The following is a 24431-nucleotide window of genomic DNA, read 5'->3' on the forward strand; positions in this document are numbered from 1 at the left end:
TCTTGCTCGAAAAGTTTTGAAGAAAAATGTTTTGTTAATGATGACAACAAGGATATCATTACATATCAAGAGCAAAAACCTTACACAATATTAGAAATTGTACAAAATAAGCCGCAGTATCTACAGATAGTCAGTCTCAAAAAATTCAGGAGTTTTAAAAAAGACAGCATGGCTTACAGTAAAAATTTTCAAACTTATCAGGCTGATGAAAAATATTTAAATGATCAGAAAACACTATTTGCAGATTTTGATGAGAAATTTTTCGGACAATTTCGTTATTCATCTCAACAAATTTCCGATAAGATAAGTTATACACTAGGAGAAAACGCGTTGGGATATTGGCTTTTAGAAATAAAAAACAACAATCCTCGCGCTTATTTTTTAGGGTTAAGTTATAGTCATTACTATTTTAATAAAGTTCAGGATAGTCAAATTGTGAAAGATGATTTTCTCCAAATTGAAGGGAGTTTTGTGAAAACTGCAAGCAACTTTGCATTGAGGGGAAGAGAGTTTACATCTATTGGTGACGGAAAGTTATTTAAAATAAAACTGAACGATTTAACCAGAGATTCTGATCAGGATGGTTACAATGATATTTTTGAAAACAGTTTCGGTTTAGATCGGAATGAAAAAGATACAGACGGTGATGGCATTGATGATTTTAATGATCATAATCCACTTTTTAAATCTGAGAAAAATAAATTTACTGAATTATATGAAGATCTTATCTCTCAACATTTAGGTATAGTAAAAGAAAATCTGGATAAAATGCCTTACTTCTTTTTGCCATACGAAACGGACTGTGATTATTTTAAAAATATAAATCCTGATGCAAAAGTTTTAATAATGCCAACAGATAAAAGTAAGCAACCTTATTATGTGCAGGTCACTGATATCTTTAACGGCGGTTATTCTAAAATTAAAAAGGATGATAAAAATCCTAACCTATTTTATATTCATGAATCAGGTGGTGGTGGAATAATAGATTATAGCGCAGAATTTAAAAATAGAGTCTGGATTTTAAAAAATATTGGTGGAGTAGTTTCATAATATATTTTTATATTTGAATTATACAAATTCCGCATCATGGAAAAAATAGCTCATGCTTCTCTGGAAGATTTTTACGGCGAAATGGCAAAAATGCTTGGGAAAGATATGGAAAGTATTTTGCCTAAAGGACTTCACAAAGACATCGGTCATTTTAATGTTTTTGATATTGCCCAAACTATTTCCAATGTCAAGAAAGCTTCTGAAATGCCTTACAACAGAAGAAAATATTATAAAATCAGTTTGATTCGAGGTAAGAACAGAGCTGAATATGCGGATAAAGTGATTTCCATTAAAAAGAATGCATTGCTTTTTGCAACACCGAAAGTTCCGTATCATTATGTTCCCGAAGATGCAGATCAAAAGGGAAGTTTTTGCGTTTTTACCGATGATTTTTTTACCAAAAATTCTTCACAGAATATTTTGGAAGAATTGCCATTATTTCAACCCGGCGCAATTCCTGTTTTTGAAATTGATGATGAAATGGCTAATGAAATTGAATTGCTATTTTCAAAAATCAAAAAAGAAATCGATTCCGAGTACGCTTTTAAATATGATTTGATCCGAAATTATGTTTTTGAATTAATTCATTACGGACAAAAATTACAGCCTGCCGCAAAAGCTCCAACTTCTCAAAATGCCTCGCTGCGTGTAGTTTCTTTATTTATCGAATTGCTTGAGAGACAGTTTCCGATTGAGTCTCCGGATCAGAGAATACAGCTGAAAGTTGCCAAAGATTATGCCGAAAGATTGGCTATTCATGTCAATTATTTAAATAAAAATTTAAAAGAAAGCACAGGAAAAACAACTACTGAATTTATTGCAGATCGAGTTATTCAGGAAGCTAAGATTTTATTAAAGCAAACCAAATGGAATGTGTCTGAAATTTCTTATGCTTTAGGATTTGAAGAAATTGCGCATTTTTCCAATTTCTTTAAGCGAAAAACGTCATTTGCACCATTGGAATTTCGTTCATGATTTGAATTATGCAAATTTCAGATTGACTGAAGCAAATAAGATCACATTAAAATGATTGAACTTTGTTTTAACAAAAAATACCAAAAATGAGTACAGCAAAAGTAGCATTAGTAACAGGCGGAAGCCGTGGCTTAGGGAAAAATTCAGCATTGAAGATAGCTGAGAAAGGTTTGGATGTCATTATTACTTATCATAGCAATAAGGAAGAAGCGGAAAATGTTGTTAATGAAATTAAAGCTTTGGGTAGAAACGCAGCAGCTTTTCAATTGGATACAAGAGATGTTAAAGGTTTTGAATCATTCATTCAAAATGTAACCAATCATTTAAAAGAAACTAATGGAAACACAAACATTGATTATTTGATCAACAATGCAGGAACTGCTTTGTATTCTCCAATTACAGAAACTACCGAAGAGCAATTGGATGATATGTTTAACATTCATTTCAAAGGGGTTTTCTTTTTAACTCAGAAGTTTTTGCCATTCATCAACGACGGCGGTGGAATCATTAATGTTTCTTCAGGATTGGCAAGATTTGCATTACCAGGATCATCGGTTTACGGTTCCATGAAAGCCGGAGTTGAAATGTTGACGAAGTATATGGCGAAAGAATTGGGATCAAGAAAAATCAAAGTTAATGTGGTTGCTCCGGGAGCCATTGAAACCGATTTTGGTGGTGGAAGAACGAGAGATGATGAAAATATCAATGCAATGATTGCCGGGAATACGGCTTTAGGAAGAGCTGGTTTGCCGGATGATATCGGTGGAGTGGTAGCTTTTCTGTGTACTGAAGATGCCCGTTGGATTACCGCACAGAGAATTGAAGCTTCTGGTGGAATGTTTTTTTAAATAAGAGTGATTCTGAAAGCTTTAATTATTTAAGAAATAATTTAATTTTCTCTCGCAGATTGAGTGGATTACACAGATCAAATAAAAATCTGCTAGATTTGCTCAATCTGCAAGAGATTTATTTTATAATTTAGCTAGATTGTCAATCGCTCTTTCCAGAGTTTCCTGCTTCTTAGCAAAACATAATCTGATCACATTTTCATTCAGCTTATTTTTATAAAAAGATGAAAACGGAACGCTTGCAACTTTATGGGTAACCGTTAATTCCTGAGCAAAATCAAAATCAGATTTGTCAGAGATTTTATCATACTTCAAAGCCTGAAAATACGTTCCTTCACAATCGAGTAATTCAAAAGAAGTATTTGCTAAACCCTGTCTTAAAAAATCCCTCTTTTCTTGGAAAAATTGATTCAAAACAAGATAATGCTCATCATTTTTCATATATTCAGCCAAAGCCATTTGAATCGGTGTGTTGACTGAAAATACATTGAACTGATGAATTTTTCTGAACTCATCTGTTAAAGCTTTCGGAGCGGCACAATATCCGATTTTCCAACCGGTGACATGGAAAAGTTTCCCGAAAGACGCAACTAAAAGACTTCTTTCTTTCAATTCGGGATATTTGCAGATACTTAAATGTTCTTTTCCGTCATAAACGATATTTTCATATACTTCATCACTCAAAATCAGGATTGAAGTGTCTTTTACGATTTTAATCAATTCCTGAATATCATTTTCTTTTAAAATCTTCCCTGATGGATTATTCGGATTGTTCAGAATAATCATTTTTGTTTTATCTGAAACTAATTTTTTCACCGCTGCCCAATCGATTTCATAATCTGGGGCTTTCATTTCAAAACGTTTTACAATTCCTCCGAAAAGTTCAACGGTTGGTTCATAACAATCATAGGCAGGTTCGAAAATAATTACTTCATCATCTTTTTTAACGAAAGTAGCAATCGTTGTAAAAATCGCCTGTGTTCCGCCTGCGGTAATGGTAATTTCTGAATCAGGATGATAAACTGCCTGATGACTGTTCTCGATTTTCTTTGCAATTTCTTCTTTCAAACCAATCATTCCGCCCATCGGAGCATATTGGTTAAAGCCTTTTTGAATGAAATGATTAACATGATCCAACAATTCTGAATCTGGCATAAAATCCGGGAATCCCTGAGATAGATTGATGGCTTCATTTTCATTGGCCAATTGTGTCATCTGACTGAAAATGGTGGTTCCTACATTTGATAGCTTGGAAAAAGGAAGTTGTATCATGAAAGAAAATTTTTGCTTAGTTCGAATGTACAGCATTTTTTGAAATTTAAAGATATATCGTTATTAAAAATTATTTCGTAATCAAAAAATAAATCTGTAGTTTTTATCTGAAATTATCGTAAAAAAACGGCTCAAAATATTCGGATATTTTTGTTCAATTCCGTACTTTTGTATGTTTGCTGAAATAATCTATGTCACAAGAAATAAACCCTGTATATTCCGAAGATAACATCAGAACCCTCGATTGGCAGGAGCATATTCGTTTACGTCCCGGTATGTACATCGGGAAGTTGGGCGATGGCTCGTCTGCGGATGATGGTATCTATATTTTGCTGAAAGAAATTCTCGATAACTCGATTGATGAGTTCAGAATGAAATCAGGTAAAAGAATTGAAATAAAAGTCGACGACGGAAAAGTTACGATTCGTGATTTTGGTCGTGGAATTCCGTTAGGAAAAGTCGTTGATGCCGTTTCAAAAATGAATACCGGTGGTAAATACGACAGCAAAGCCTTCAAAAAATCAGTAGGTTTAAATGGTGTCGGAACGAAAGCGGTAAATGCCCTTTCAGATTATTTCCGTGTAAGATCTTTCCGTGAAGGGAAGATGAAAATGGCTGAGTTCTCAAGAGGAATTATCACTGAAGATCATGACGAAAAAGATACTTCTGACAGAAACGGAACAGAAATTTCCTTTGTTCCTGACGCGGATATTTTCCTTCATTTCAAATATCGAAAAGAGTATATCGCAAGAATGCTCCGCAATTATTCTTATCTGAATCCCGGACTGAAAATTATTTTTAACGGTGAAACTTTCTTTTCTGAAAACGGTCTTAAAGATTTGTTGGAAGAAGAATTGGAGAGCGATGTGCTATATCCTATCATTCACCTAAGAGATAATGATATCGAACTGGCAGTAACGCATACTGATAAATCGCAGACAGAAACGTATTTCTCATTCGTTAACGGACAAAATACAACGCAGGGAGGGACGCATTTAAACGCATTCCGTGAAGCGTATGTAAAAACAATCCGTGAGTATTTTAATAAAAACTTTGATGCTTCAGATATCAGAAAATCTATAGTTGCGGCAATTTCCATTAGCGTAGAAGAACCTGTTTTCGAATCTCAGACGAAAACAAAATTAGGTTCCAACGATATTGGCCCCAATGGCCCGACGGTGAGAATTTTCATAATCGATTTTCTAAAAAGTAAATTAGATAATTTTCTTCATAAAAATCCTGAGATTGCTGAGGCAATTCAGAGAAAAATTTTAATCTCAGAAAGAGAAAGAAAAGAGCTTTCGGGAATTCAGAAATTAGCAAGAGAAAGAGCGAAAAAAGTTTCGCTTCACAATAAAAAGCTACGTGACTGCAGACAGCATTACAACGATCAGAAAGCCGAAAGAAAAGCTGAAACACAAATCTTCATTACCGAAGGAGATTCTGCATCAGGATCCATCACAAAATCAAGAGATGTTGAGACGCAGGCTGTATTTTCTTTAAAAGGTAAACCATTGAACTGTTATGGTTTAACAAAGAAAGTAGTGTACGAAAATGAGGAATTTAACCTTCTTCAGGCAGCTTTAAATATCGAAGAAAGTCTTGAAGATTTAAGATACAATCAAGTAATTATAGCAACCGATGCCGATGTAGACGGAATGCACATCAGACTTTTGATGATTACGTTCTTCCTTCAGTTTTTTCCTGATGTGATTAAAAATGGACATTTATACATTCTTCAAACCCCATTATTCAGAGTTAGAAATAAAAAGGAAACGAGATATTGCTATTCTGAATTGGAAAGAATAAAAGCATTAAACGAATTAGGTAAAAATCCTGAGATTACCCGATTCAAAGGTTTAGGGGAAATTTCACCGGATGAATTTAAAAATTTCATTGGAAAAGATATTCGTTTAGAGCCCGTTGTTCTTGGAAAAGACCAGACCATCGAACAGTTGTTAGAATTCTATATGGGAAAAAATACTCCCGATCGACAGATTTTTATTCTTGAAAATCTCGTGGTAGAAGATTCTAACATCAGCGATAAAGAAATTCTAACTGAAGCAGAATGATTTTAAAGAACACCAACACAAATGAGATTAAGTAACCGAAGCAAAGCTCCGATTTATAATTTTGTCAATACATTATTATTGATGATGTTATTGGGTGGGATTATCGCATTTTTATTGGAGGAATATAAGTTTAATATTTTGGGAGTTGAAAGCTATTTTTTGATTATCGCTCCACTCATTTTATTAATTTTTTTTTACCTTAATGGAAGACAGATTTTTGAATATGACAGCGATGGAGAAGCTGTCCATTTTAAAAACAGAAACATTATTCCGTTTCTAAGCAAGGCATTAAGCGATGAATTTCCAAAATATAAACTCATTAAATATGATGTGGTCACTATATTGTTTGTTAAAAGATTGTATTTAACACTTTCTAGTAAAAACAGCGGTTCGACCATGTTAAAATATGAAATTTCTTATTTAACGAAAAAAGAAGTCAATGATTTGAAATTTTCACTCAATAAAATAGTCAAAGCAAATAAAGAAAGAAGATAGTAAGAAGTAATGATAGAAGAAAACTCTCACGAAGGCGAAAGCTTAAAAAAAGTTTCAGGACTGTACAAAGACTGGTTTCTGGATTATGCATCTTATGTAATTTTAGATAGAGCGATTCCGTCTGTTTATGATGGTTTCAAGCCTGTTCAGCGTAGAATTATGCATTCTATGCGTGAGCTTGAAGACGGCAGATACAACAAAGTTGCCAATATCGTAGGAAACACGATGAAATATCACCCTCACGGTGATGCATCGATTACCGATGCGATGGTAGGTATTGGGCAAAGAGAATTACTGATTGATACTCAGGGAAACTGGGGAAATATTTATACCGGAGATTCTGCAGCAGCAGCGAGATATATTGAAGCAAGATTGACGCCTTTTGCTTTGGAAGTGGTCTTCAATCCTAAAACGACTGTTTGGTCAAAATCTTATGACGGCAGAAATAATGAACCGGTAGATTTACCAGTAAAATTCCCGTTGCTTTTGGCGCAGGGTGTTGAAGGGATTGGAGTAGGACTTTCTACAAAGATTCTTCCGCATAATTTTAATGAATTAATCAATGCTTCTGTTGCTCATCTAAAAGGCAAGAAGTTTGAAATTTTCCCGGATTTTCTGACGGCAGGTTTTCTTGATGTTTCAGAATACAACGACGGTCACAGAGGTGGAAAAGTAAGAGCCAGAGCAAAAATTTCTCAGGTCGACAAGCATACTTTGATGATTTCTGAACTTCCTTTTTCTAAGAATACTGGCGATTTGATTGATTCAATCATTAAAGCCAACGAAAAAGGAAAAATTAAAATCAAAAAATTGAAGATAACACTTCAGATAAAGTTGAGATTCTGATTTATCTTCACAATGAAGTTTCACCGGACAAAACGATTGATGCTTTATATGCATTTACCGATTGTCAGGTAACGATTTCTCCGAATGCGTGTGTAATTGTTGGTGACAAACCGATGTTCCTGAATGTTTCTGAAATTCTAAGAATGAATACCGATCATACGGTTTCATTATTGAAAAAAGAATTGGAAATTGAATTGAATGAATTGCAAGAAAGCTGGCATTTTTCTTCATTGGAAAGAATTTTCATCGAAAACAGAATTTACCATGATATTGAAGAAGTTAAAAGCTGGGAAGATGTTTTAAAAACAATTGCAATTGGTTTGAAACCTCATACAGCACATCTTTTAAGAGAAGTTACGGAAGAAGATATTCTGAGACTGACAGAAATTAGAATTAAAAGAATTTCCAGATTCGATTTAGATAAATTTAAAGAAAATATTGCTGCACTAGAAGGTAAGATAGAGCAGGTAAGACATCATTTGGCCAACCTGATTGCTTATGCGATTGACTATTATTTAAATATTCAGAAAAAATACGGAAAAGGCAGAGAACGTAAAACGGAATTAAGGATTTTTGATACCATTGATGCTTCAAAAGTTGCTGTGGCTAACGAAAAATTCTATGCTAATTTCGAAGAAGGTTTCGTGGGAACTTCTTTAAGAAAAGATCAATTCTTGTTTGATTGCTCAGACATCGACGACATCATCACTTTCAGAAAAGACGGTAGCATGAAAGTCGTAAAAGTGGAGGCCAAAACCTTCATCGGAAAAGACATTCTGCACGTTGCCATCTGGAAGAAAAACGATAAACGTACGGTCTATAACATGATTTACCGTGAAGGAATGCAGGGGCCTTACTACATGAAGCGCTTTTCAGTAACTGGAGTGACCAGAAACACTGATTATCGATTAGCTTCAGATGCAAAAGGTTCTGAAACGCTCTATTTTTCGGCAAATCCAAATGGTGAAGCAGAAACAGTGACAGTTCTTTTAAAACCGAATCCAAGAATCAGAAAAAACAAAATGGATATTGATTTCTCAGAAATAGGAATCAAAGGACGTGATTCTAAAGGAAATCTGGTGACCAAATATTCTGTTAAAAAAGTAGATTTAAAAGAGGAAGGTGTTTCGACTTTGGCACCTCGTAAAATCTGGTTTGATGATACAGTTAGACGTCTGAATGCGGATGTGAGAGGTACTTTATTAGGAAACTTTAAAGGTGATGATAAAATTCTGACCATCAATTCTCACGGTGAAGCAAAATTGATCAGCTTTGACCTTGGAAACCGCTTTGATGACGAATATATTATTCTTGAAAAATGGCGACCGCAACAGCCGATTACGTGCATTTATTATGACGGCGAAAAAGATATTTATTTTATCAAAAGATTTTTGCTTGAGAATACAATCAATCCGCAGACCTTTATGCCTTCTGAACATCCGAAATCTTTCATTGAAAGGATTTTAGTGTCAAATGGAACAACTGCTGAAATTATTTTTGCAAAAGATAAAGGAAAAGAACGTGATCCTGAAACCGTAAATATTGACGAATTTATCGCAATAAAGGGTATAAAAGCCATCGGAAATCAATTCACGAAATTTAAAGTAAAAAACATCAATATTACCATTCCTGAACCGGAAGAAGAGGAGCCTGAAGTATATGAAGAGCCAGACTTCACGCCATCTACAGATGATGATGGCGGAACGATTGGTGATTTGTTTGAAGGAGGAAATACTGAGAACTAACTAAGAAAAGAAAATATGAATATTGTAATACTTATTATTGCTATAACTTGTATCATTAGCTATCTTGCTTTAAACGATATGAGGATTTTCGAAAAATATAAATTTAATGTTGGAGCAATTCTTCATCGGAAAGAATATATAAGATTATTAAGTTCGGGATTTCTGCACGCAGACTTTATACATTTGATATTGAATATGTATGTGCTTTATATGTTCAGTCCAGCTGTAATGGAGGACTTTGGAATAATAGGTTTTTTGATTATTTATTTTGCATCTATCTTATTGGGAAATTTATTTTCATTATTTATCTACAAAGCACAAAATTGGTATTCAGCGATAGGTGCAAGTGGTGGGGTTGCAGGGATTATTTTTGCAAGTGTTTCTCTTGACCCTGTTCTTACAAAAATAGGAATTATTTTTCTGCCTCCTGAACTAAGTATTCCTGGTTATCTTTTTGGATTTTTATACTTCGGTTATTCGGTTTATAGTATGCTAAAACCTCGGAATGGAGATAATATAGGTCACGCAGCACATTTGGGAGGAGCATTTTTCGGGTTGGTGTATTCGGTCACAGTTTTCCCTCAATTAGCTATGAATAATATTTTGTATTTGGGAATTATGTCTTTACCACTTCTCTATTTATCTTACGAAATATTTATAAAGAAAAGAATAGGCTAAGATTTTAAATTTAAAATAACGAAATCAATGCACACAGAATTAAATAACTTCACTGTTATCCTTATTTACGGTTCATTGGTTTTGTTGTCTTTTTTTAAGCTGACCAATCCTTTAAATGTCAATAAAAAACCAAATTTATGGTTCGGAATCTTTCTTTTTCTGTGGTCGACTTTTTGGCTTGATGAAATATTGTCATTAATAACGCATTCGGAAATACAGATTCACACTTTATTTTTTGTCAATTTTATACAGTTTTTTACTCCAATTGTATTTTATTTCAGTGTTCTTTTTTATACTAATCCTTCTTTTAAATTTAAAAATACTGACTGTAAATACCTTATTCTTCCTTTTATTTTCTTTGTTAATCTTTTATTTTTAAGATTAGAAATTTATAAAAGTGATCGTGAGGTATTAGAGGTTTTAAATTATATTTTCATCAGTTTGATTTTATTTCAGGCTTTGTTTTACACCAGTCTTTCATATTTTACGATAAGAAAGCATCAGAAAAAAATTCAGAATTTCTCATCCAATACTGAGGAAATTAATTTAAATTGGTTAGAGTATATTATTCTTATTATATTCATGGTAAGTCTTGTTTTTGTGGTGTACAATCTTTTCTACAACTCCACTTCGCTAAATATTTTTATAAATTTGATTTTTTTAGCCGTTATTTATTTTATTGCATATTATTCTCTGAAGCAAAAAGAGATTTATCCTTTAGAAGAAAAACAAAGGGAAGAACTGATCTCAATTCCTGATATTGAGACGGAAGAATTAAAGAGGAAACTTATTCCTGATGAAGAGCTGATGAGAATTAAAAATCTTTTGGATCACCTTATGATAACTCAACAGCCATATCTTGATAGTGAGCTTAATCTCATCAAGCTTTCTGAACTGGTTTCGGTTTCTACACATCATTTATCTTATGTGATCAATGCAGGTTTTCAAAAGAATTTCTTCCAATATGTGAATGAATACAGAATTGAATATGCCAAAAAACTTCTAAAAGATCATTCTTCAAAACTTTCGATTCTCGGTATTGCCTACGAATCAGGATTCAATTCTAAAACATCTTTCAACACCACTTTCAAAAAAATCACAGGAATTACACCTTCAGAGTTTAAAAAAACAAGTTCAGACTTATAAACTTGCACTTTTATTTATTTTAATTAATTGATTTTTAGTGAGTTATTATTTTGTTTAAATGTGTTCTTTCAGATAGATCAGAACATTAAAACGGCAGTCAGATTCTAGTTTTGTAGCAGAAAATTTCTCTATGAAAACGAAAGAATCATACGCAGTTGTTACCGGTGCAAGTCAAGGATTAGGTAAAGCATTTGTTGAAAATCTGGCTAAAAAGCATATCAATATTATTCTGATAAGCCTTCCCGGTCAGAATCTGAAAGAATTGAGTCATAAGATTGCAGAAACTTACCAAGTGAAAACACATTATTATGAAGTTGATCTTTCTATAAATGATAATGTCATCAAACTGACAGACTGGATAAACGAATCTTTCGAAATTCATATTTTAATCAATAATGCAGGATTAGGCGGAACCAAAAAATTCACGGAAGCCAGTTCTCAATATATCAATACTATTTTGCAGGTAAATGTAATGGCGACATCGCTAATTACACATCAACTACTTCCCAATTTATTAAAACAGCCCCAATCTTACATTTTGAATGTTTCGAGCATGGCTGCCTTTTCACCTATCGGTTTCAAGACGGTTTATCCGGCTTCCAAAACCTTTATTCATTCCTTTACAAGAGGTTTGTATGAGGAGTTGAAGCATACTAATGTTTTTGTAAGTGTGGTGAATCCCGGCGCCATGAAAACGAATGCAGATGTCTGTAACAGAATTGAAAAACAAGGCTTTTTAGGAAGATTAACGCTTCTTGATCCAAATAAAGTCGCTTTTTACTGCATTAATCAGTTGTTTAAAAAAGATTCGGTTATCATGGTTAATCCTTACAGTTGGTTAATTTTAAAAATTTTACCCATCTGGATCAGGCTTCCTTTGATGACCAATGCAATCAGAAAAGAAATAGAAGCATGAAAAAAGTTTTTGTGACCGGTGCTACCGGCTTTTTAGGAGCTCATGTTGTCATTAAATTATTGAAAAATGGTTATTTTGTTTTTGCTTTGGTGCGTAAGAAAAGCAGTTATTCTGGTGAAGAAAATGAAAACTTAAAATTGATAGAAGGAGATTTGTTTTCTGATGTCTCATCTTATCTCGAAAAGGTACAATTTGTGATCCATATTGCGGCTGAAACAAGTCAAAACTTGATTTCTTATCAACATTACAAGCAGATAAATTATGATGCAACGATAAATTTATTTTCTCAGGTGGTTGAAAAAAAGGTTGAAAAATTTTTATTTGTAAGCACTGCAAATACTTTAGGATTTGGTAGTTTAGAATCTTTGGGAGATGAAAATTCTATTCAAAAATATCCTTTTAGCCAGTCTTTTTATGCTAAAAGTAAATTAGAAGCAGAAAATAGCCTGTTACAAAATAATAAAACTACAGATGTGATTATTATAAATCCCACTTTTATGCTGGGTTCTTTAGATTATAAACCAAGTTCAGGGAAAATAATATTTTGGGTTTGGAAGAAAAAACTAATTTTCTATCCCAAAGGCGGAAAGAATTTTGTGCACGTAGAAGATGTAGCAAAAGGAATCGTGAATGCCATAAATAAAGGAAAAAATGGCGAAAAATATCTTCTTGCCAATGAAAATTTAAAATACAGAGCATTTTTTGAAAAAGTATGCACAGCGGCCAATCAAAAATCTGTTGTATTACCAATTCCTGATTTTGTATTATTTGCTCTTGGATTATTGGGCGATTTTATGAGATTTTTTAAAATTAAAACCAATTTAAGCTCATCTAATATGAAGGCGCTCAGGATTGATAATTACTACACAAATCAAAAATCAGTTAAAGATTTGGATATGACTTATTTGCCAACAAAAAGAGCAATTTCAGATGCTATTACATTTTTTGAAACAAGAAAATAATTATATTTAAATTACTTCAGAGCATTATCTAAATTTTCGACAAAATTAATATGCTGAGTTTTATTGCTTTCGAGAATAAATTGTTTTAGACTTTTACTTTGATATTTTTCAAAATTTCCTACAATGGTAAGACTCATTCTGTAATTGGAAAATTTTTGTAAAATTTCTCCGGCAAGGCCTGTTCTGAGATCAAAAAATTCAGAGATGATATTTTTCTCATAGAGAATAATCTTGTCAAACCCCTGATAATATAGGTTTCCCAAAAGATCTAAACCGTCCTGTTCTGATTTAATAATCAATTCATCTGAAATTATTTCAGCAATATTAATATCATGAAATTTGTGGCTTTTAATTTCCATCTTACTTTATTTTATGGCGAAAATAAAACGATCATTTCCGCTTAAATCTTTAATCAATTCGGTATTTGAGAGAATATTTTGATATAATTCTAAAGTTTCCTCACCTAATTTCTGATTGATTTCCAAGAACAATAATCCGTTTTTATTTAAATATTTTATTGAATCTTCTGCAATCTTTCTGTAAAAAATCAAATCGTCTGATGTTGGCGAAAAAAGAGCCATTGTAGGTTCAAAACCCTTTACAGAATCTTCAATTTCTATTTCTTCCTCAATCCCAATATATGGTGGATTTGAAATAATTATATCATAATTTTCATTCAAATTAAAATTCAAATAATCTGCATGAATAAAATTAACTTCGAGCTGATGAAATTCTGCATTTCTTTTCGCAACTTCCAAAGCCTTTTCCGAAAAATCAATTGACGAAATCTCAGCATTTGGAAAATGTTTCTTTAAAACCAAAGGAATAATACCGCTTCCGGTTCCAATGTCTAAAATTTTTAAACCCTGAACATCAAAATCTGAACTTTGAATTTTCTGAATTGCCATTTCCAACAATTCTTCCGTTTCCGGACGAGGAACCAGTACATTTTCATTCACAAAAAAAGCCATTCCGTAAAATTCAGTTTCACCTAGAATATGCTGATAAGGTTTTCTAGTTTTTAATTCAGAAAGAATATTTTGAAACTGATTTTCGTTGACATCTGATAATTTCTGATCAGACATCATCCTTTGTTGAATTTGATTTAAACCTAAATTTTTTTCAACAAAAACTGAATATAGAAAGTCTGTTTCAGAATCTGTATACAATTCTGAAAGTTCCGTTTTAAAGTATTTTTTTAATTCTGAAATTGTCATTTATCTTGTAAAAACCAATTTAGTATCCGTAGATTTTTCTTCGTCAATTCTGTAACCTTCATAGTTGAACGCCTTTACATCATTCAATGTTTTAGCTTGAGTTTCTGCACAGAATCTAACGACCAAACCTCTCGCATGTTTTGTATAAACTACGATGGTTTTGAGTTTTCCTTCTCTCAATTCATAAAACTCAAAATCAATGACTTTGTGGTTGAGCTTTTTTCGGTCGATCACTTTTCCGTACTCATTGCTGCATAAAAAGAGAAGAGGTTCGTTCTTTTTCATTTCAGAATTAAGCTGTTCTGTCACTTTTTCAGTCCAGAAGCTGTAGAGATTTTTGTATTCATCAAATTCAAATGGTCTTCCCATTTCCAGTCGATACAACATTACCTTGTCGGAAGGTTTAAGCAAACCATACAATCCGGAAAGTATTCTGTAATTTTTCTGAAGATAATCTATTGCTTTTTTATCTAAAGTTTTCGCATCTAATCCTCTGTAAACTTCTCCTGTAAAGGCAAACATTGCTGGAGCAGATTCTTTTGCGCTGGGTTTTGCTTTCCATTTTTGATTTCTTTCCCAGTTTTCATCTGCCAGTTTTGGCGAGATTTCCATCAGTTCAGAAAGATATTTTGGAGATTTATGTTTTAAAAAAGAATGGATGAATTCCGCTTCTTCAATGAATTTCGGGCTGGTGCTTCTCAAGAAATCTGTTGAGTTTTCTGTGTTCATCAATTTTGCAGGTGATGTTACGATTTTCATATTTAATATATGTTTTAATAGTAATGAGCTTTATTAAAATGAGGTTCTTTAAAAGAATGATAACTGTTTAAAATCAATCAAATTCATCAACATTAAAGAAACAAAGTCAAACAGAAAATGAGTGATGATTAAAATTTTAATATTGGAATATAATTTATAAAACATCGCAAATATAATTCCGATAAAAAAAGGAACTACTACCTGAGCAATGGTTCCGTATGTACTGTGAAGAATTCCGAATAATAATGCAGAAACCACAACTCCCAAAACAGGGCTATTGTAAATTTTTTCAATTCTTGGCTGAATGTAAGCCCGCATCAATAATTCTTCAATCACCGCTGCCGTCAAACATGTGAAAACGATAAGAAAATAATTGTTTTTGAAAACAGAACTCAACTGCACCAATCGAGCGCTGATTTTTTCATCCGTCAAAGTCATGATGATTGCATTCAATAACCCTCCACCAAATGCACAAATCAAATACAGAGAAATAATCGCAGAAATATAAAATGTAAAAGAATGCTTTTTGTCTTCCCAAGCAAAGAATGATCTGTTTTCTATGAAAAAATTATAAAGCAATACAAGAATTAAAACCAACCAGAGAGACAGCCTGTTGTAGAAAAAGAGTTCAGCAGTTAAAGTTTTAAAATTGAAAAATAAATTGATTAAAGGAATTGAATAAAGCATTGACAAAGCAAGCAGCACAAAAGTAAGTGCAGTGCCTACAGCGTATTTTCCGTTGAGACTCATATTGTAAGAATGCTTCTAAATTTCTCCTTTTCCTTGTCTGATTATTTCTGGCTCGCCTGATGTCAAATCTACAATTGTAGAAGCAACATTGTCACCATATCCGGAATCAATTACAATATCCACTAAATGATCATATTTCTCAGCAATCAATTCGGGGTCTGTAGAATATTCAATGATTTCATCATCATCTTTTATCGATGTTGATGCAATCGGATGTCCCAGCTTTTCAACAATCAATTGAGGAATCGGATGATCCGGAACTCTGATACCAACTGTTTTGTGATTTTTATAAGCTAAAGGCAGTGCTTTATTAGCTTCTAAAATAAAAGTGAAAGGACCTGGAAGATGGCTCTTCAAAAACCTGAAAACTGAAGTATCGATGGGTCTTGTAAAATCAGAAAGATGGCTGAGATCATTACAGATAATCGAGAATTTTGCTTTATCAAGTTTCTGTTTTTTAATCTGAGCGAGCTTTTCCATGGCTTTAATATCAAAAATATTGCAGCCCAATGCATAAACAGTATCAGACGGATAAATAATCAGTCCGCCATTATTCAGGGTTTTAATCACCTCATTGATAAGGTTTTCCTGAGGGTTATCGGGATAAATTCTTAGTATTTTTGCCATATAACAAAGATACAAATATTTAAATTATTGAGCGAAAATGCTCTATTTAAAAGAAATCCTTGCAATGTTAAAATATATTCGTACATTTGCAATCCAATATCGCGGGATAGAGCAGTAGGTAGCTCGTCGGGCTCATAACCCGGAGGTCATCGGTTCGAGTCCGGTTCCCGCTACTAAGTTTAAGTGCTTTCGGTAAGCACTCTAAAGATACACCGCGGGATGGAGCAGTAGGTAGCTCGTCGGGCTCATAACCCGAAGGTCATCGGTTCGAGTCCGGTTCCCGCTACTAAGTTAAGTGTTTTCGGTAAACACTCTAAAGATACACCGCGGGATGGAGCAGTAGGTAGCTCGTCGGGCTCATAACCCGAAGGTCATCGGTTCGAGTCCGGTTCCCGCTACTAAGTTAAGTGCTTTCGGTAAGCACTCTAAAGATACACCGCGGGATGGAGCAGTAGGTAGCTCGTCGGGCTCATAACCCGAAGGTCATCGGTTCGAGTCCGGTTCCCGCTACCAATAGGAGAATTACGAAAGTAGTTCTCCTTTTTTGTGTTGATAATTAAGGAGTAATTTCTTCATTAAATCAAGAATTTATTGTTTAGGTAGGGATTTGTAAAAATTTGATTAATTTTAATAACTTCAATGGTAAAGTTTTAGCTTGTATTTAACTTAAATACGAATTAAAATAACTTGAAATTGTTAAACAGGTTTGAAACTAAAATTTTAAAGAGTTCAAAAATAATAATTCAAATAAAAGATTTATGGAAAATTTACAACAAGCAAATGTCGAAAAGATTGAATCGTTTATGAAAAAATGGTTTGAACATTTTGACCGATTAGATGAAAACAGCTTCTTCCTCCAATATTTGTCTGAAGATGTAAAAATGAAGTTCCCAGGGAATGATTTGTTTACCGGGCATGAAGGATTTAGCAATTGGTTCACAGCATCTAAAAACCATCTTTTAGCCAATACAAGGCATCATGTTTCTGATATTAAGATTACAGAAAATGCCAACAGCCAGTTTGATATTGCTTTTAACGTAAGATATGTTGCAGAAATGAAAGACCAGAAAATTGATATGAACGTGAAAGAAGATTGGAAATTGACCTGGGATGACGTTAAAAATCAACCTGTAATATCAGAATACATCGTAAGTTAGTTTACGTACAAAAATATACTTGCAAAAAAAATCCCGCTTCGTAGAAGCGGGATTCATTATTTAGTTAACCAGAGTACTGAAATTCTGAAGTTTATAATCATCAGATTTTAACTGGTCGAAGTAAGTCGATTTGTTATTTCCTTTCATTTTTTTCACAGCGCCTACAGCTCCTGAGAAATCTTTGTCAATTTTTGAAGCGATTTCTGTTGGTTTGAAATCTAGCTTTACGCTGTCATCTGCTACTCCTAAGTATCCGTTCTTTTTAGTAACGTAATTGATGTAGTTTTCGTAAATCCCCAATGTGTTTCTGAAATATTGTGTGTGATAGTTCAGACATTTTTAGTAAGCTTAGATTTTCCTAAGATACAGCTTGCCATATTTCCTTTATAAAGATCAAATTCTTGAGATACTTTATCGTATTCGTTTTTCAAAGCAACTTTTCCATTGTCCAGAACAGTTGTGTTTCCTTGTTTTTCACTGATTTTTTTTAAATGTTCTACGACGACAGGAACCGTAGCTTCGATTTTTGATTTAGCCTCGGTCACTGAGCCGAAAACTGATGACACCTGAGCCGATGTTAAGCTAAAAATAAATAATAATAAAACAGTTAGTAGATTATATCTTTTCATGAGAAATTTTTAAAGCACTAAAATAAATATATTTTCTCAGTTTAAGCAAGTAGATTTTAATTTTATTTAATAAATTTTAACAAGTTTTATGAATTTATAACTTTATGAAGTTGATTGATGCTAAATATTTAGTCATAAAATAACCTCTATTAAAAATTTAACATATTTTAATAAAAAATATAACGCTGAAAATCAGCATTTTAAACAAATTAAAAGTTTATCACTAAAAAAATAGTTGTTCAGATGAATTTAATTTCTACATTTGTATAACTAATTTACTAGTGATATTGAAATCTCCGGTAAAAATAAGATAACGAAAGCTATGAAGATTCAAAACTTAACAAAAGCAGAAGAACAGGTAATGCAATATTTATGGAAACTCGAAAAAGGTTTTCTAAAGGATGTGCTTGACCTTTTCCCGGAGCCGAAACCTCATACCAATACAGTTTCTACCATTTTAAAGGTTTTGAAAGAAAAAGAATTTGTTGATTATAATATATATGGAAGGCAGCACGAATATTTTCCTTTGGTTTCTAAAGAGCAATATTCCGGGAAGACAATGAAAAGTCTGGTGAAAAATTACTTTAAAGGTTCTTACAAAAGTGCCGTTTCTTTTTTGGTTGAAAAAACGAAATGACTGTTGAAGATCTTGAAATGTTACTCAACGAACTCAAAAAGAAAGACTAATATGGAAGCACTGATTTTATATTTCGGAAAAGTAATCATCTGCTCGGGTGTAATGTTTTTGTATTATCAGTTGTCTCTTAAAGACAAGACGTTTCATCATTACAATAGATTTTACTTATTGTTTGCAATGGTTGTCTCCATTTTTCTTCCTTTAGTAAGAGTAGAAGATTTTACGATTGAAGTGAGCAATGACATTTATTTGCTCATTAGTAAGATACAGAATTTAAATACAAACAAAACAGCGGATTATGATTACATTTATTTTAGAATTGTTTTTTCAGCTTTGGGATTGGTGTCTTTCTATTTTTTAGGAAAACTGATTTACGGAGTTTTAAAAATAAACCAATTTAAAAAGCAGTTTCAAAAAGAAACTTTCGAAGGGGTCAATTTCTATCAGACCAACCTTTCAGAAGCCCCATTTTCATATTTCAGAAATCTCTTTTGGAAGAATACGATTGTCATCAATTCAGATATCGGAAAGCAGATTTTAAAGCATGAAATGGTTCACATTGAGCAGAAACATTCGTATGACAAGATTTTCATCGAAATCATCACTGCAATCTTCTGGTTCAATCCGTTCTTTCATGTTATCAAAAAGAAATAAGCTTAATTCACGAATATCTGGCTGATAAAAAGGCCGTCAAACAATCGGACACCAAAGCATTTGCGCAGATGCTATTAGCAAGCCACTTTTCCGGAAAAGAGTTGCCTGCGACCAGTCCGTTTCTAAGTTCAAACCTTAAAAAAGACTTAAAATGTTACAAAAACCACAAACCAAATTCGGTTATGCGCGTAGAATTTTTGCATTACCGGTGTTATTTACAGTTGCTTTCGCTTATATGGTGAACGCAAAAAACAAAGAAATTGCAGAAACCAATATTGAAATAGAGAAAGCAGTTTCTGAGATTAAAAAAGATACCATTTCTCCTAAAAACAATATCGATCAGATTGTAGAAAGGCAAGAAACTAAAATTTCTAAAGCGAATGAACAATTAAAGATTCAGTCTGAAAAGCTGAAAACTTTAAGCGAAAAGTCAAAAGAAAAAGCCGCAGAATTGAAAAAAATCGCCAAAGAAAAAGGTGATAATAGCTATGAATTTGAATTAAAAGCTAAAGAATTGAAACAGCTTTCTGGTGAAATGGATAGAATTGCTGACAGGATAATAGTAGAAAAAGATGGTAAAGTAATTTTTAATGATATAGAATTTAGAACTATTTTTCCCGATGGTAAAAATTATACTTTTAAACTGAATGAGAATAGAGGCAAGACCATTGATATGAGTAATCATGAAGGTGAAGGATACAAAAAATCGAAGAAAATACTTGATGATAGACTTATCGAAATTTTTGAAGGAAAAAATGATTATTCTGATAGTAATTTTCCAACACCGCCAACGCCTATAACTCCTCCTATAGTAGCTCGAGGATACACAGGATTAGCAAAATATACTGAGGTGAAGCCCTTTGTTTTATCTAAAAAAGATCAAAGAAAACTTGAAAAATTGTCAAAAGAAAAAGCTGAGTTAGCAAGAAAACAAGCTGAGATTTCAAGAAAGCAGGCAGAAATTGTAAAAGAACAAATACCGGTAGGTAATCCTTGGATGATTTCAGTTGATGCACACGCAAAACCTGATACAAAATATAGAGTAACTTCCACATATACACCGTCGGATAAGGCAAGAAAACATGCAGCCGTTATTGCAAAATCTTTAAAAGCTCAAGGATTTAATAATTTGCAATCTGTCACAGGTGAAAACTCTAAATTATATATTAATGGTAAAGACGCCACTGAAAACATTAAATATATCATTGACGGAAAAGAAGCCTCAAAAGAAGAATTTGGTATGCTAAAATCTAGCAGTATCCGTGATATGACTGTCAAAAGAAATAATCTCAATGACAAAACTGAAGGTGAAATCATTATTAATACAAAGAAAGAAACGAAAGATTAAAATTTAACCTACACCAAAAACTTCGATCACTATGGAAACTCTCATTTTCTATCTCGGAAAAGTTATCATTTGTTCTGGCGTGATGTTTCTGTATTATCAGATTGCTCTGAAAGACAAAACATTCCATCATTACAACCGATTTTATCTTTTATTTTTGGTTGTGGTTTCCCTGATTTTGCCATTGCTGAAAATCGAATATTTCACAATCGAATTCAGTGATCAAGTTTTTGTATTACTCAATAAATTTCAAAGCTTTACAGATTCTAAAAACACAAATGATGGAATCAATTACTGGGAATATATCAACTTTGGAATTATAGGAATTGCAATCATATTATTGTTAAAACTACTATTTGGAATTTTTAAAATTATTCGTTTTAAAACTCAATTTCAGAAAGAAAATTTTGAAGGAATCAATTTTTACCAGACCAATCTTTCAGAAGCACCTTTTTCTTATTTTAAAAATCTATTCTGGAAGAATACGATTATCCTCAATTCAGATATCGGAAAGCAGATTTTAAAGCATGAAATGGTACACATCGAACAGAAACATTCGTATGATAAAATTTTTATTGAAATCATTACCGCTGTTTTCTGGTTCAACCCATTTTTTTATTTAATTAAAAAAGAAATTAATTTAATTCACGAATATCTGGCGGACAATAAAGCCGTCAGACAGTCGGATACCAAAGCATTTGCGCAGATGCTTTTAGCAAGTCACTTTTCCGGGAATCAGTTGCCTGCGACCAATCCGTTTCTCAGTTCAAACCTTAAAAAAAGACTCAAAATGATTCAAAAACCAAAGACAAAATTCGGATATGCGCGCAGAATTTCAGCATTGCCGGTTTTATTTACTGTCGCTTTCGCTTATATGGTGAATGCGAAAAATAAGGAAATAGAAAAGGTTAATCATGATGTTGAAAAAATAGTTCAATCATTAGAAATTAAAAATGATACAGAAGTTCAACCGAATACTGAAAATATTTCAGTTGAAATAATTAAAGATACCATTAAACCACAGTTGCCTAAAGTTCCAAACACTATTTCAAACCTGAAAATCACTAGCAGTGTAGAAAATTCTTGGGAAAACCGATTGAAAGATGCAGATGAAAGCGATATATTTCTTGTGGAAGGTAAGAAAGTAAGCAAAGATGTTTTTATTGATTTTTTTGATGAGAACATAGAAACACCCAATTATATTTTCAGCCACTCAGCGCCTAAAAATGATGATATTAAAGTGATGATTTACAGTGCTGCCAAAAATAGCGATCAACTTTCTAGTGCTGTACGAAACAAACTGATGAGGGAGAATAAGGTGGGTAACGATATGTTTTTGTATATGACTAAAATGATATCTACTGATCAAGAAAGAGAAAATCTTAGACAATCAGTTTTAGAAACAGCAAAAGCAAGAAAAGTCGTTGAAGAAGCACTTGATAAAAAGGGAAACGAAGTAACCAAAAATTTAGATTTCAAAAAAGGACGAGATTATGATAAAAATCCTCTAACTCAAACTGAAATTAAAGAACTAAGAACTGATGCTGAAAGACTTAAAATTAAATCAGAAAAGGAGTTTGAAGCCAGAAAAGAAAATATGATTATTTTCAAATATGATGCAATTGTTTCTTACGTTAAAAATGAAGATCAATCAATAACAAAGGATGATAGAAAAGATCCTGTAAAAGCAAGCGTGATGATGATGCCTCTCAGAGATGGAAGATTTTTTGTTGACGGAAAAGAATTCACAAAAGAAGAGCTGAAAAAATACATGAAAAGTTTTGAAGACGACGTTTTTAGAAAAGATATTGCTTCTGCAAAAGCTCCGTTTAAATCTGTGAAAATGTACAGAACTCCCTACGGAGATAGAGGTTTCTCAAAACTTGATAAAGTAGAATTTTCTACAAAATAAATTTTAAAATGAAATTAATAATCACTTTCAGCTTATTGCTCATCGTCATATTTTCCAGCGCACAAAACAAACGTTTTACTTACGACTATCAATTTATCCCGGATTCTACCAACGTTTCTGATGTAAAAAATGAATTAATGAATCTGGATGTTTCAGAATCTGGATCAAAATTTTACAGTTACACGGTTTATCATTCAGATTCTATCGCAAAGATTGATATGGAAAAACAACTGGCGGCAACAGGTGCAATCAACATTAAATCTGATATGCGAAAAGGGTTAGTGAGATATTCAGTTACCAAAAAATATCCTAAGTATGAGGTTTTCTTACACAATAGAATTTTGATGGATCAGTATAAAGTGTCGGAAGAAAGACCGATTGTGTGGAAAATCACTTCTGAAAAATTGAAAATGGGTGAGTGGACAGCCCAAAAAGCAGAAGCCAATTTTGGAGGAAGACATTGGTATGCATGGTTTACGACAGATATTCCGATTCAGGACGGACCCTACAAATTTCATGGACTTCCCGGATTAATAGTAAAGCTGGAAGATAAAACCCAATCTCATCGTTTTACTTTGCAGGCTGTGAAAAATATCAGTTCGCTCCCGGAAGATGTTTTCGGAGCTAAAGAAATTTCAGTTAATTCTAAACAATATAATAAATTGGTAAAAGAATATGAGACTGATCCTACAAAAGGTCTTCAGCAAATGCAGATGGGTGGCATGACGATGATTATGAAAGAAGGACAAAACAAGCACATGAAAGATCAGGAAGAACGTTTGAAGGCAAGGATGAAAAAGGATAATAACAGAATTGAACTTAACAAAACCAAATAAAATGAAAAAAATACTTACTACTTTATTTCTAATCATTGGATGCAGCATTTTTGCACAAAACCGTTTTTTCTATGATTATAAATTTATTCCGGATTCTACGGATAAGGCAAATGTGATTACGGAAATGATGCTTTTGGATATCGATAAAAAGGGATCAAACTATTACAGTCAGCAAAAGTTTTTGGCCGATTCTACTTCAAGAGCCGATTTAGAAAGACAATTAAAATTAAGTCCGAATAATATCAGCATCAACAGAACTGATAAGCCGGGACAGGTTTCTTACAAAGTAACCAAACAATATCCTGATTTCAAAACTTATCTTTTCACCAGAGTTTCCTCAGACAGCTATAAAATTGAAGAAGACAAAAAACTGGAATGGAAAATTCTTCCGGACAAACAAAAAGTAGGAGCTTATAACGCTCAAAAGCAACAACCAATTTTGGAGGTAGAGAATGGACGGCTTGGTTTTCCACAGATTTACCTTTTCAGGATGGGCCTTATAAATTTTACGGATTGCCAGGTTTAATTGTGAAAATTGAAGATAAAACAGGTTCGCATTCTATGACTTTGGTTGGAAATAAAACAATCGAAATTGCTGCAGATAAAGAACTTGATCTGCCTCAGGGAATTCAGTTGTACGGAATGGGCGGAAAAGATATTGAAGCAAGTAAAAGTCAGTTTAAAAAAGTCTGGAAAGCCTATGTAAACGACCCAACGAAAAATATGCGAGAGATGATGATGAAAAATACAGAAACTAACCGAGTTGTTTTTAAAACAAAAACCGCAGATGGTAAGGAAATTTCAGACCCGAATCAGGTTTTCAGAGAAATGGAGAAGAAGGCAAAAGAAGGTTTCAAAAAGAATAACAATTCTATCGAACCGGATTTGTATAAATAAAATAAT

At 32.9% G+C, this 24431-nt stretch carries 22 protein-coding genes, 4 tRNA genes and 3 pseudogenes; 21 read left to right on the forward strand and 8 right to left on the reverse strand.

What is annotated here, in order from left to right; all coding sequences use genetic code 11:
- Nucleotides 1-168: 168 nt before the first annotated feature.
- From EAG08_RS18880 to EAG08_RS18890, 3 genes are all read left to right on the forward strand, one after another.
- On the forward strand, nucleotides 169-1050 hold the full coding sequence (locus EAG08_RS18880; RefSeq protein ID WP_228446650.1) for a hypothetical protein: 882 nt from the start codon (nucleotides 169-171) through the stop codon (nucleotides 1048-1050).
- A gap of 36 nt (nucleotides 1051-1086) precedes the next feature.
- A complete protein-coding gene (locus EAG08_RS18885; RefSeq protein ID WP_129536791.1) occupies nucleotides 1087-2025 on the forward strand; it encodes a helix-turn-helix domain-containing protein in 939 nt (312 codons plus the stop codon).
- Between the two features lie 86 nt (nucleotides 2026-2111).
- Nucleotides 2112-2873, forward strand: a complete 762-nt coding sequence (locus tag EAG08_RS18890) for an SDR family NAD(P)-dependent oxidoreductase (RefSeq protein WP_129536792.1) — start codon at nucleotides 2112-2114, stop codon at nucleotides 2871-2873.
- 123 nt (nucleotides 2874-2996) lie between these two features.
- Here the strand turns inward: EAG08_RS18890 and EAG08_RS18895 are convergent, their stop codons facing one another.
- Complete coding sequence (locus EAG08_RS18895; protein WP_129536793.1) at nucleotides 2997-4145, reverse strand: methionine aminotransferase; 1149 nt, start codon at nucleotides 4143-4145, stop codon at nucleotides 2997-2999.
- Between the two features lie 191 nt (nucleotides 4146-4336).
- Between EAG08_RS18895 and EAG08_RS18900 the strand changes: the two genes are divergently transcribed.
- The 7 genes and pseudogenes from EAG08_RS18900 to EAG08_RS18930 all read left to right on the forward strand — a co-directional run bounded on the left by EAG08_RS18900 (nucleotide 4337) and on the right by EAG08_RS18930 (nucleotide 13005).
- Complete coding sequence (locus tag EAG08_RS18900) at nucleotides 4337-6217, forward strand: DNA topoisomerase IV subunit B (RefSeq protein ID WP_129536794.1); 1881 nt, start codon at nucleotides 4337-4339, stop codon at nucleotides 6215-6217.
- Nucleotides 6218-6238: 21 nt separating this feature from the next.
- Complete coding sequence (locus EAG08_RS18905; protein ID WP_129536795.1) at nucleotides 6239-6712, forward strand: hypothetical protein; 474 nt, start codon at nucleotides 6239-6241, stop codon at nucleotides 6710-6712.
- 9 nt (nucleotides 6713-6721) lie between these two features.
- Nucleotides 6722-9303: pseudogene (locus EAG08_RS18910) on the forward strand (DNA gyrase/topoisomerase IV subunit A).
- Nucleotides 9304-9318: 15 nt separating this feature from the next.
- Nucleotides 9319-9981 (forward strand): rhomboid family intramembrane serine protease, encoded by a 663-nt coding sequence (locus EAG08_RS18915; RefSeq protein ID WP_129536796.1) that lies wholly within the window; start codon nucleotides 9319-9321, stop codon nucleotides 9979-9981.
- Between the two features lie 27 nt (nucleotides 9982-10008).
- Entirely contained in the window at nucleotides 10009-11127 is a 1119-nt protein-coding gene (locus tag EAG08_RS18920; RefSeq protein WP_129536797.1) for a helix-turn-helix domain-containing protein, read from the forward strand.
- Nucleotides 11128-11257: 130 nt separating this feature from the next.
- Nucleotides 11258-12043, forward strand: coding sequence for an SDR family NAD(P)-dependent oxidoreductase (locus tag EAG08_RS18925; protein ID WP_129536798.1), 786 nt, complete (start codon nucleotides 11258-11260; stop codon nucleotides 12041-12043).
- The gene (locus tag EAG08_RS18930) at nucleotides 12040-13005 is read left to right on the forward strand and encodes an NAD-dependent epimerase/dehydratase family protein (protein WP_129536799.1); all 966 of its coding nucleotides are present in this window, start codon (nucleotides 12040-12042) and stop codon (nucleotides 13003-13005) included. The genes EAG08_RS18925 and EAG08_RS18930 overlap by 4 nt, the downstream gene beginning before the upstream one ends.
- Nucleotides 13006-13016: 11 nt before the next feature.
- On the opposite strand, the gene EAG08_RS18935 is transcribed toward EAG08_RS18930, so the two are convergent.
- From EAG08_RS18935 to EAG08_RS18955, 5 genes are read right to left on the reverse strand one after another with little or no spacing between them, the layout of a single operon-like run.
- On the reverse strand, nucleotides 13017-13364 hold the full coding sequence (locus EAG08_RS18935) for a DUF4180 domain-containing protein (protein ID WP_129536800.1): 348 nt from the start codon (nucleotides 13362-13364) through the stop codon (nucleotides 13017-13019).
- Between the two features lie 6 nt (nucleotides 13365-13370).
- Complete coding sequence (prmC, locus tag EAG08_RS18940) at nucleotides 13371-14222, reverse strand: peptide chain release factor N(5)-glutamine methyltransferase (protein WP_129536801.1); 852 nt, start codon at nucleotides 14220-14222, stop codon at nucleotides 13371-13373.
- Nucleotides 14223-14981, reverse strand: coding sequence for a peroxide stress protein YaaA (gene yaaA / locus EAG08_RS18945; protein WP_129536802.1), 759 nt, complete (start codon nucleotides 14979-14981; stop codon nucleotides 14223-14225).
- Nucleotides 14982-15029: 48 nt separating this feature from the next.
- Entirely contained in the window at nucleotides 15030-15731 is a 702-nt protein-coding gene (locus EAG08_RS18950) for a CPBP family intramembrane glutamic endopeptidase (RefSeq protein ID WP_129536803.1), read from the reverse strand.
- A 15-nt stretch (nucleotides 15732-15746) separates the two neighbouring features.
- Nucleotides 15747-16358 (reverse strand): L-threonylcarbamoyladenylate synthase, encoded by a 612-nt coding sequence (locus EAG08_RS18955; protein ID WP_129536804.1) that lies wholly within the window; start codon nucleotides 16356-16358, stop codon nucleotides 15747-15749.
- Between the two features lie 100 nt (nucleotides 16359-16458).
- On the opposite strand from EAG08_RS18955, the gene EAG08_RS18960 reads away from it, so the two are divergent.
- From EAG08_RS18960 to EAG08_RS18980, 5 genes are all read left to right on the forward strand, one after another.
- Nucleotides 16459-16531, forward strand: a tRNA-Met gene (locus tag EAG08_RS18960).
- A 40-nt stretch (nucleotides 16532-16571) separates the two neighbouring features.
- Nucleotides 16572-16644 (forward strand) — tRNA-Met (locus EAG08_RS18965).
- A 39-nt stretch (nucleotides 16645-16683) separates the two neighbouring features.
- Nucleotides 16684-16756, forward strand: a tRNA-Met gene (locus EAG08_RS18970).
- Between the two features lie 39 nt (nucleotides 16757-16795).
- Nucleotides 16796-16871, forward strand: a tRNA-Met gene (locus EAG08_RS18975).
- 245 nt (nucleotides 16872-17116) lie between these two features.
- Complete coding sequence (locus EAG08_RS18980) at nucleotides 17117-17515, forward strand: hypothetical protein (protein ID WP_129536805.1); 399 nt, start codon at nucleotides 17117-17119, stop codon at nucleotides 17513-17515.
- A 60-nt stretch (nucleotides 17516-17575) separates the two neighbouring features.
- On the opposite strand, the gene EAG08_RS18985 is transcribed toward EAG08_RS18980, so the two are convergent.
- Both EAG08_RS18985 and EAG08_RS18990 read right to left on the reverse strand, forming a co-directional pair.
- Nucleotides 17576-17815, reverse strand: coding sequence for a hypothetical protein (locus EAG08_RS18985; RefSeq protein ID WP_129536806.1), 240 nt, complete (start codon nucleotides 17813-17815; stop codon nucleotides 17576-17578).
- A gap of 29 nt (nucleotides 17816-17844) precedes the next feature.
- Nucleotides 17845-18144 (reverse strand): hypothetical protein, encoded by a 300-nt coding sequence (locus EAG08_RS18990; protein ID WP_129536807.1) that lies wholly within the window; start codon nucleotides 18142-18144, stop codon nucleotides 17845-17847.
- Nucleotides 18145-18466: 322 nt separating this feature from the next.
- Between EAG08_RS18990 and EAG08_RS18995 the strand changes: the two are divergent.
- The 6 genes and pseudogenes from EAG08_RS18995 to EAG08_RS19020 all read left to right on the forward strand — a co-directional run bounded on the left by EAG08_RS18995 (nucleotide 18467) and on the right by EAG08_RS19020 (nucleotide 24425).
- A pseudogene (locus EAG08_RS18995) lies at nucleotides 18467-18831 on the forward strand (BlaI/MecI/CopY family transcriptional regulator).
- Between the two features lies 1 nt (nucleotide 18832).
- Nucleotides 18833-19435, forward strand: coding sequence for a hypothetical protein (locus EAG08_RS19000; protein ID WP_129536808.1), 603 nt, complete (start codon nucleotides 18833-18835; stop codon nucleotides 19433-19435).
- Nucleotides 19436-19586: 151 nt separating this feature from the next.
- Nucleotides 19587-20783, forward strand: a complete 1197-nt coding sequence (locus EAG08_RS19005; RefSeq protein WP_129536809.1) for a hypothetical protein — start codon at nucleotides 19587-19589, stop codon at nucleotides 20781-20783.
- A gap of 31 nt (nucleotides 20784-20814) precedes the next feature.
- Nucleotides 20815-22692 carry a M56 family metallopeptidase gene (locus EAG08_RS19010; protein WP_129536810.1) on the forward strand — a complete coding sequence of 626 codons (1878 nt, stop codon included), beginning with the start codon at nucleotides 20815-20817 and terminating at the stop codon, nucleotides 22690-22692.
- Nucleotides 22693-22700: 8 nt separating this feature from the next.
- On the forward strand, nucleotides 22701-23528 hold the full coding sequence (locus tag EAG08_RS19015) for a GLPGLI family protein (protein ID WP_129536811.1): 828 nt from the start codon (nucleotides 22701-22703) through the stop codon (nucleotides 23526-23528).
- 1 nt (nucleotide 23529) lies between these two features.
- Nucleotides 23530-24425, forward strand: a pseudogene (locus tag EAG08_RS19020) (GLPGLI family protein).
- Nucleotides 24426-24431: the final 6 nt, after the last annotated feature.

This window comes from Chryseobacterium sp. 3008163 (assembly GCF_003669035.1).
Lineage (GTDB): Bacteria > Bacteroidota > Bacteroidia > Flavobacteriales > Weeksellaceae > Chryseobacterium.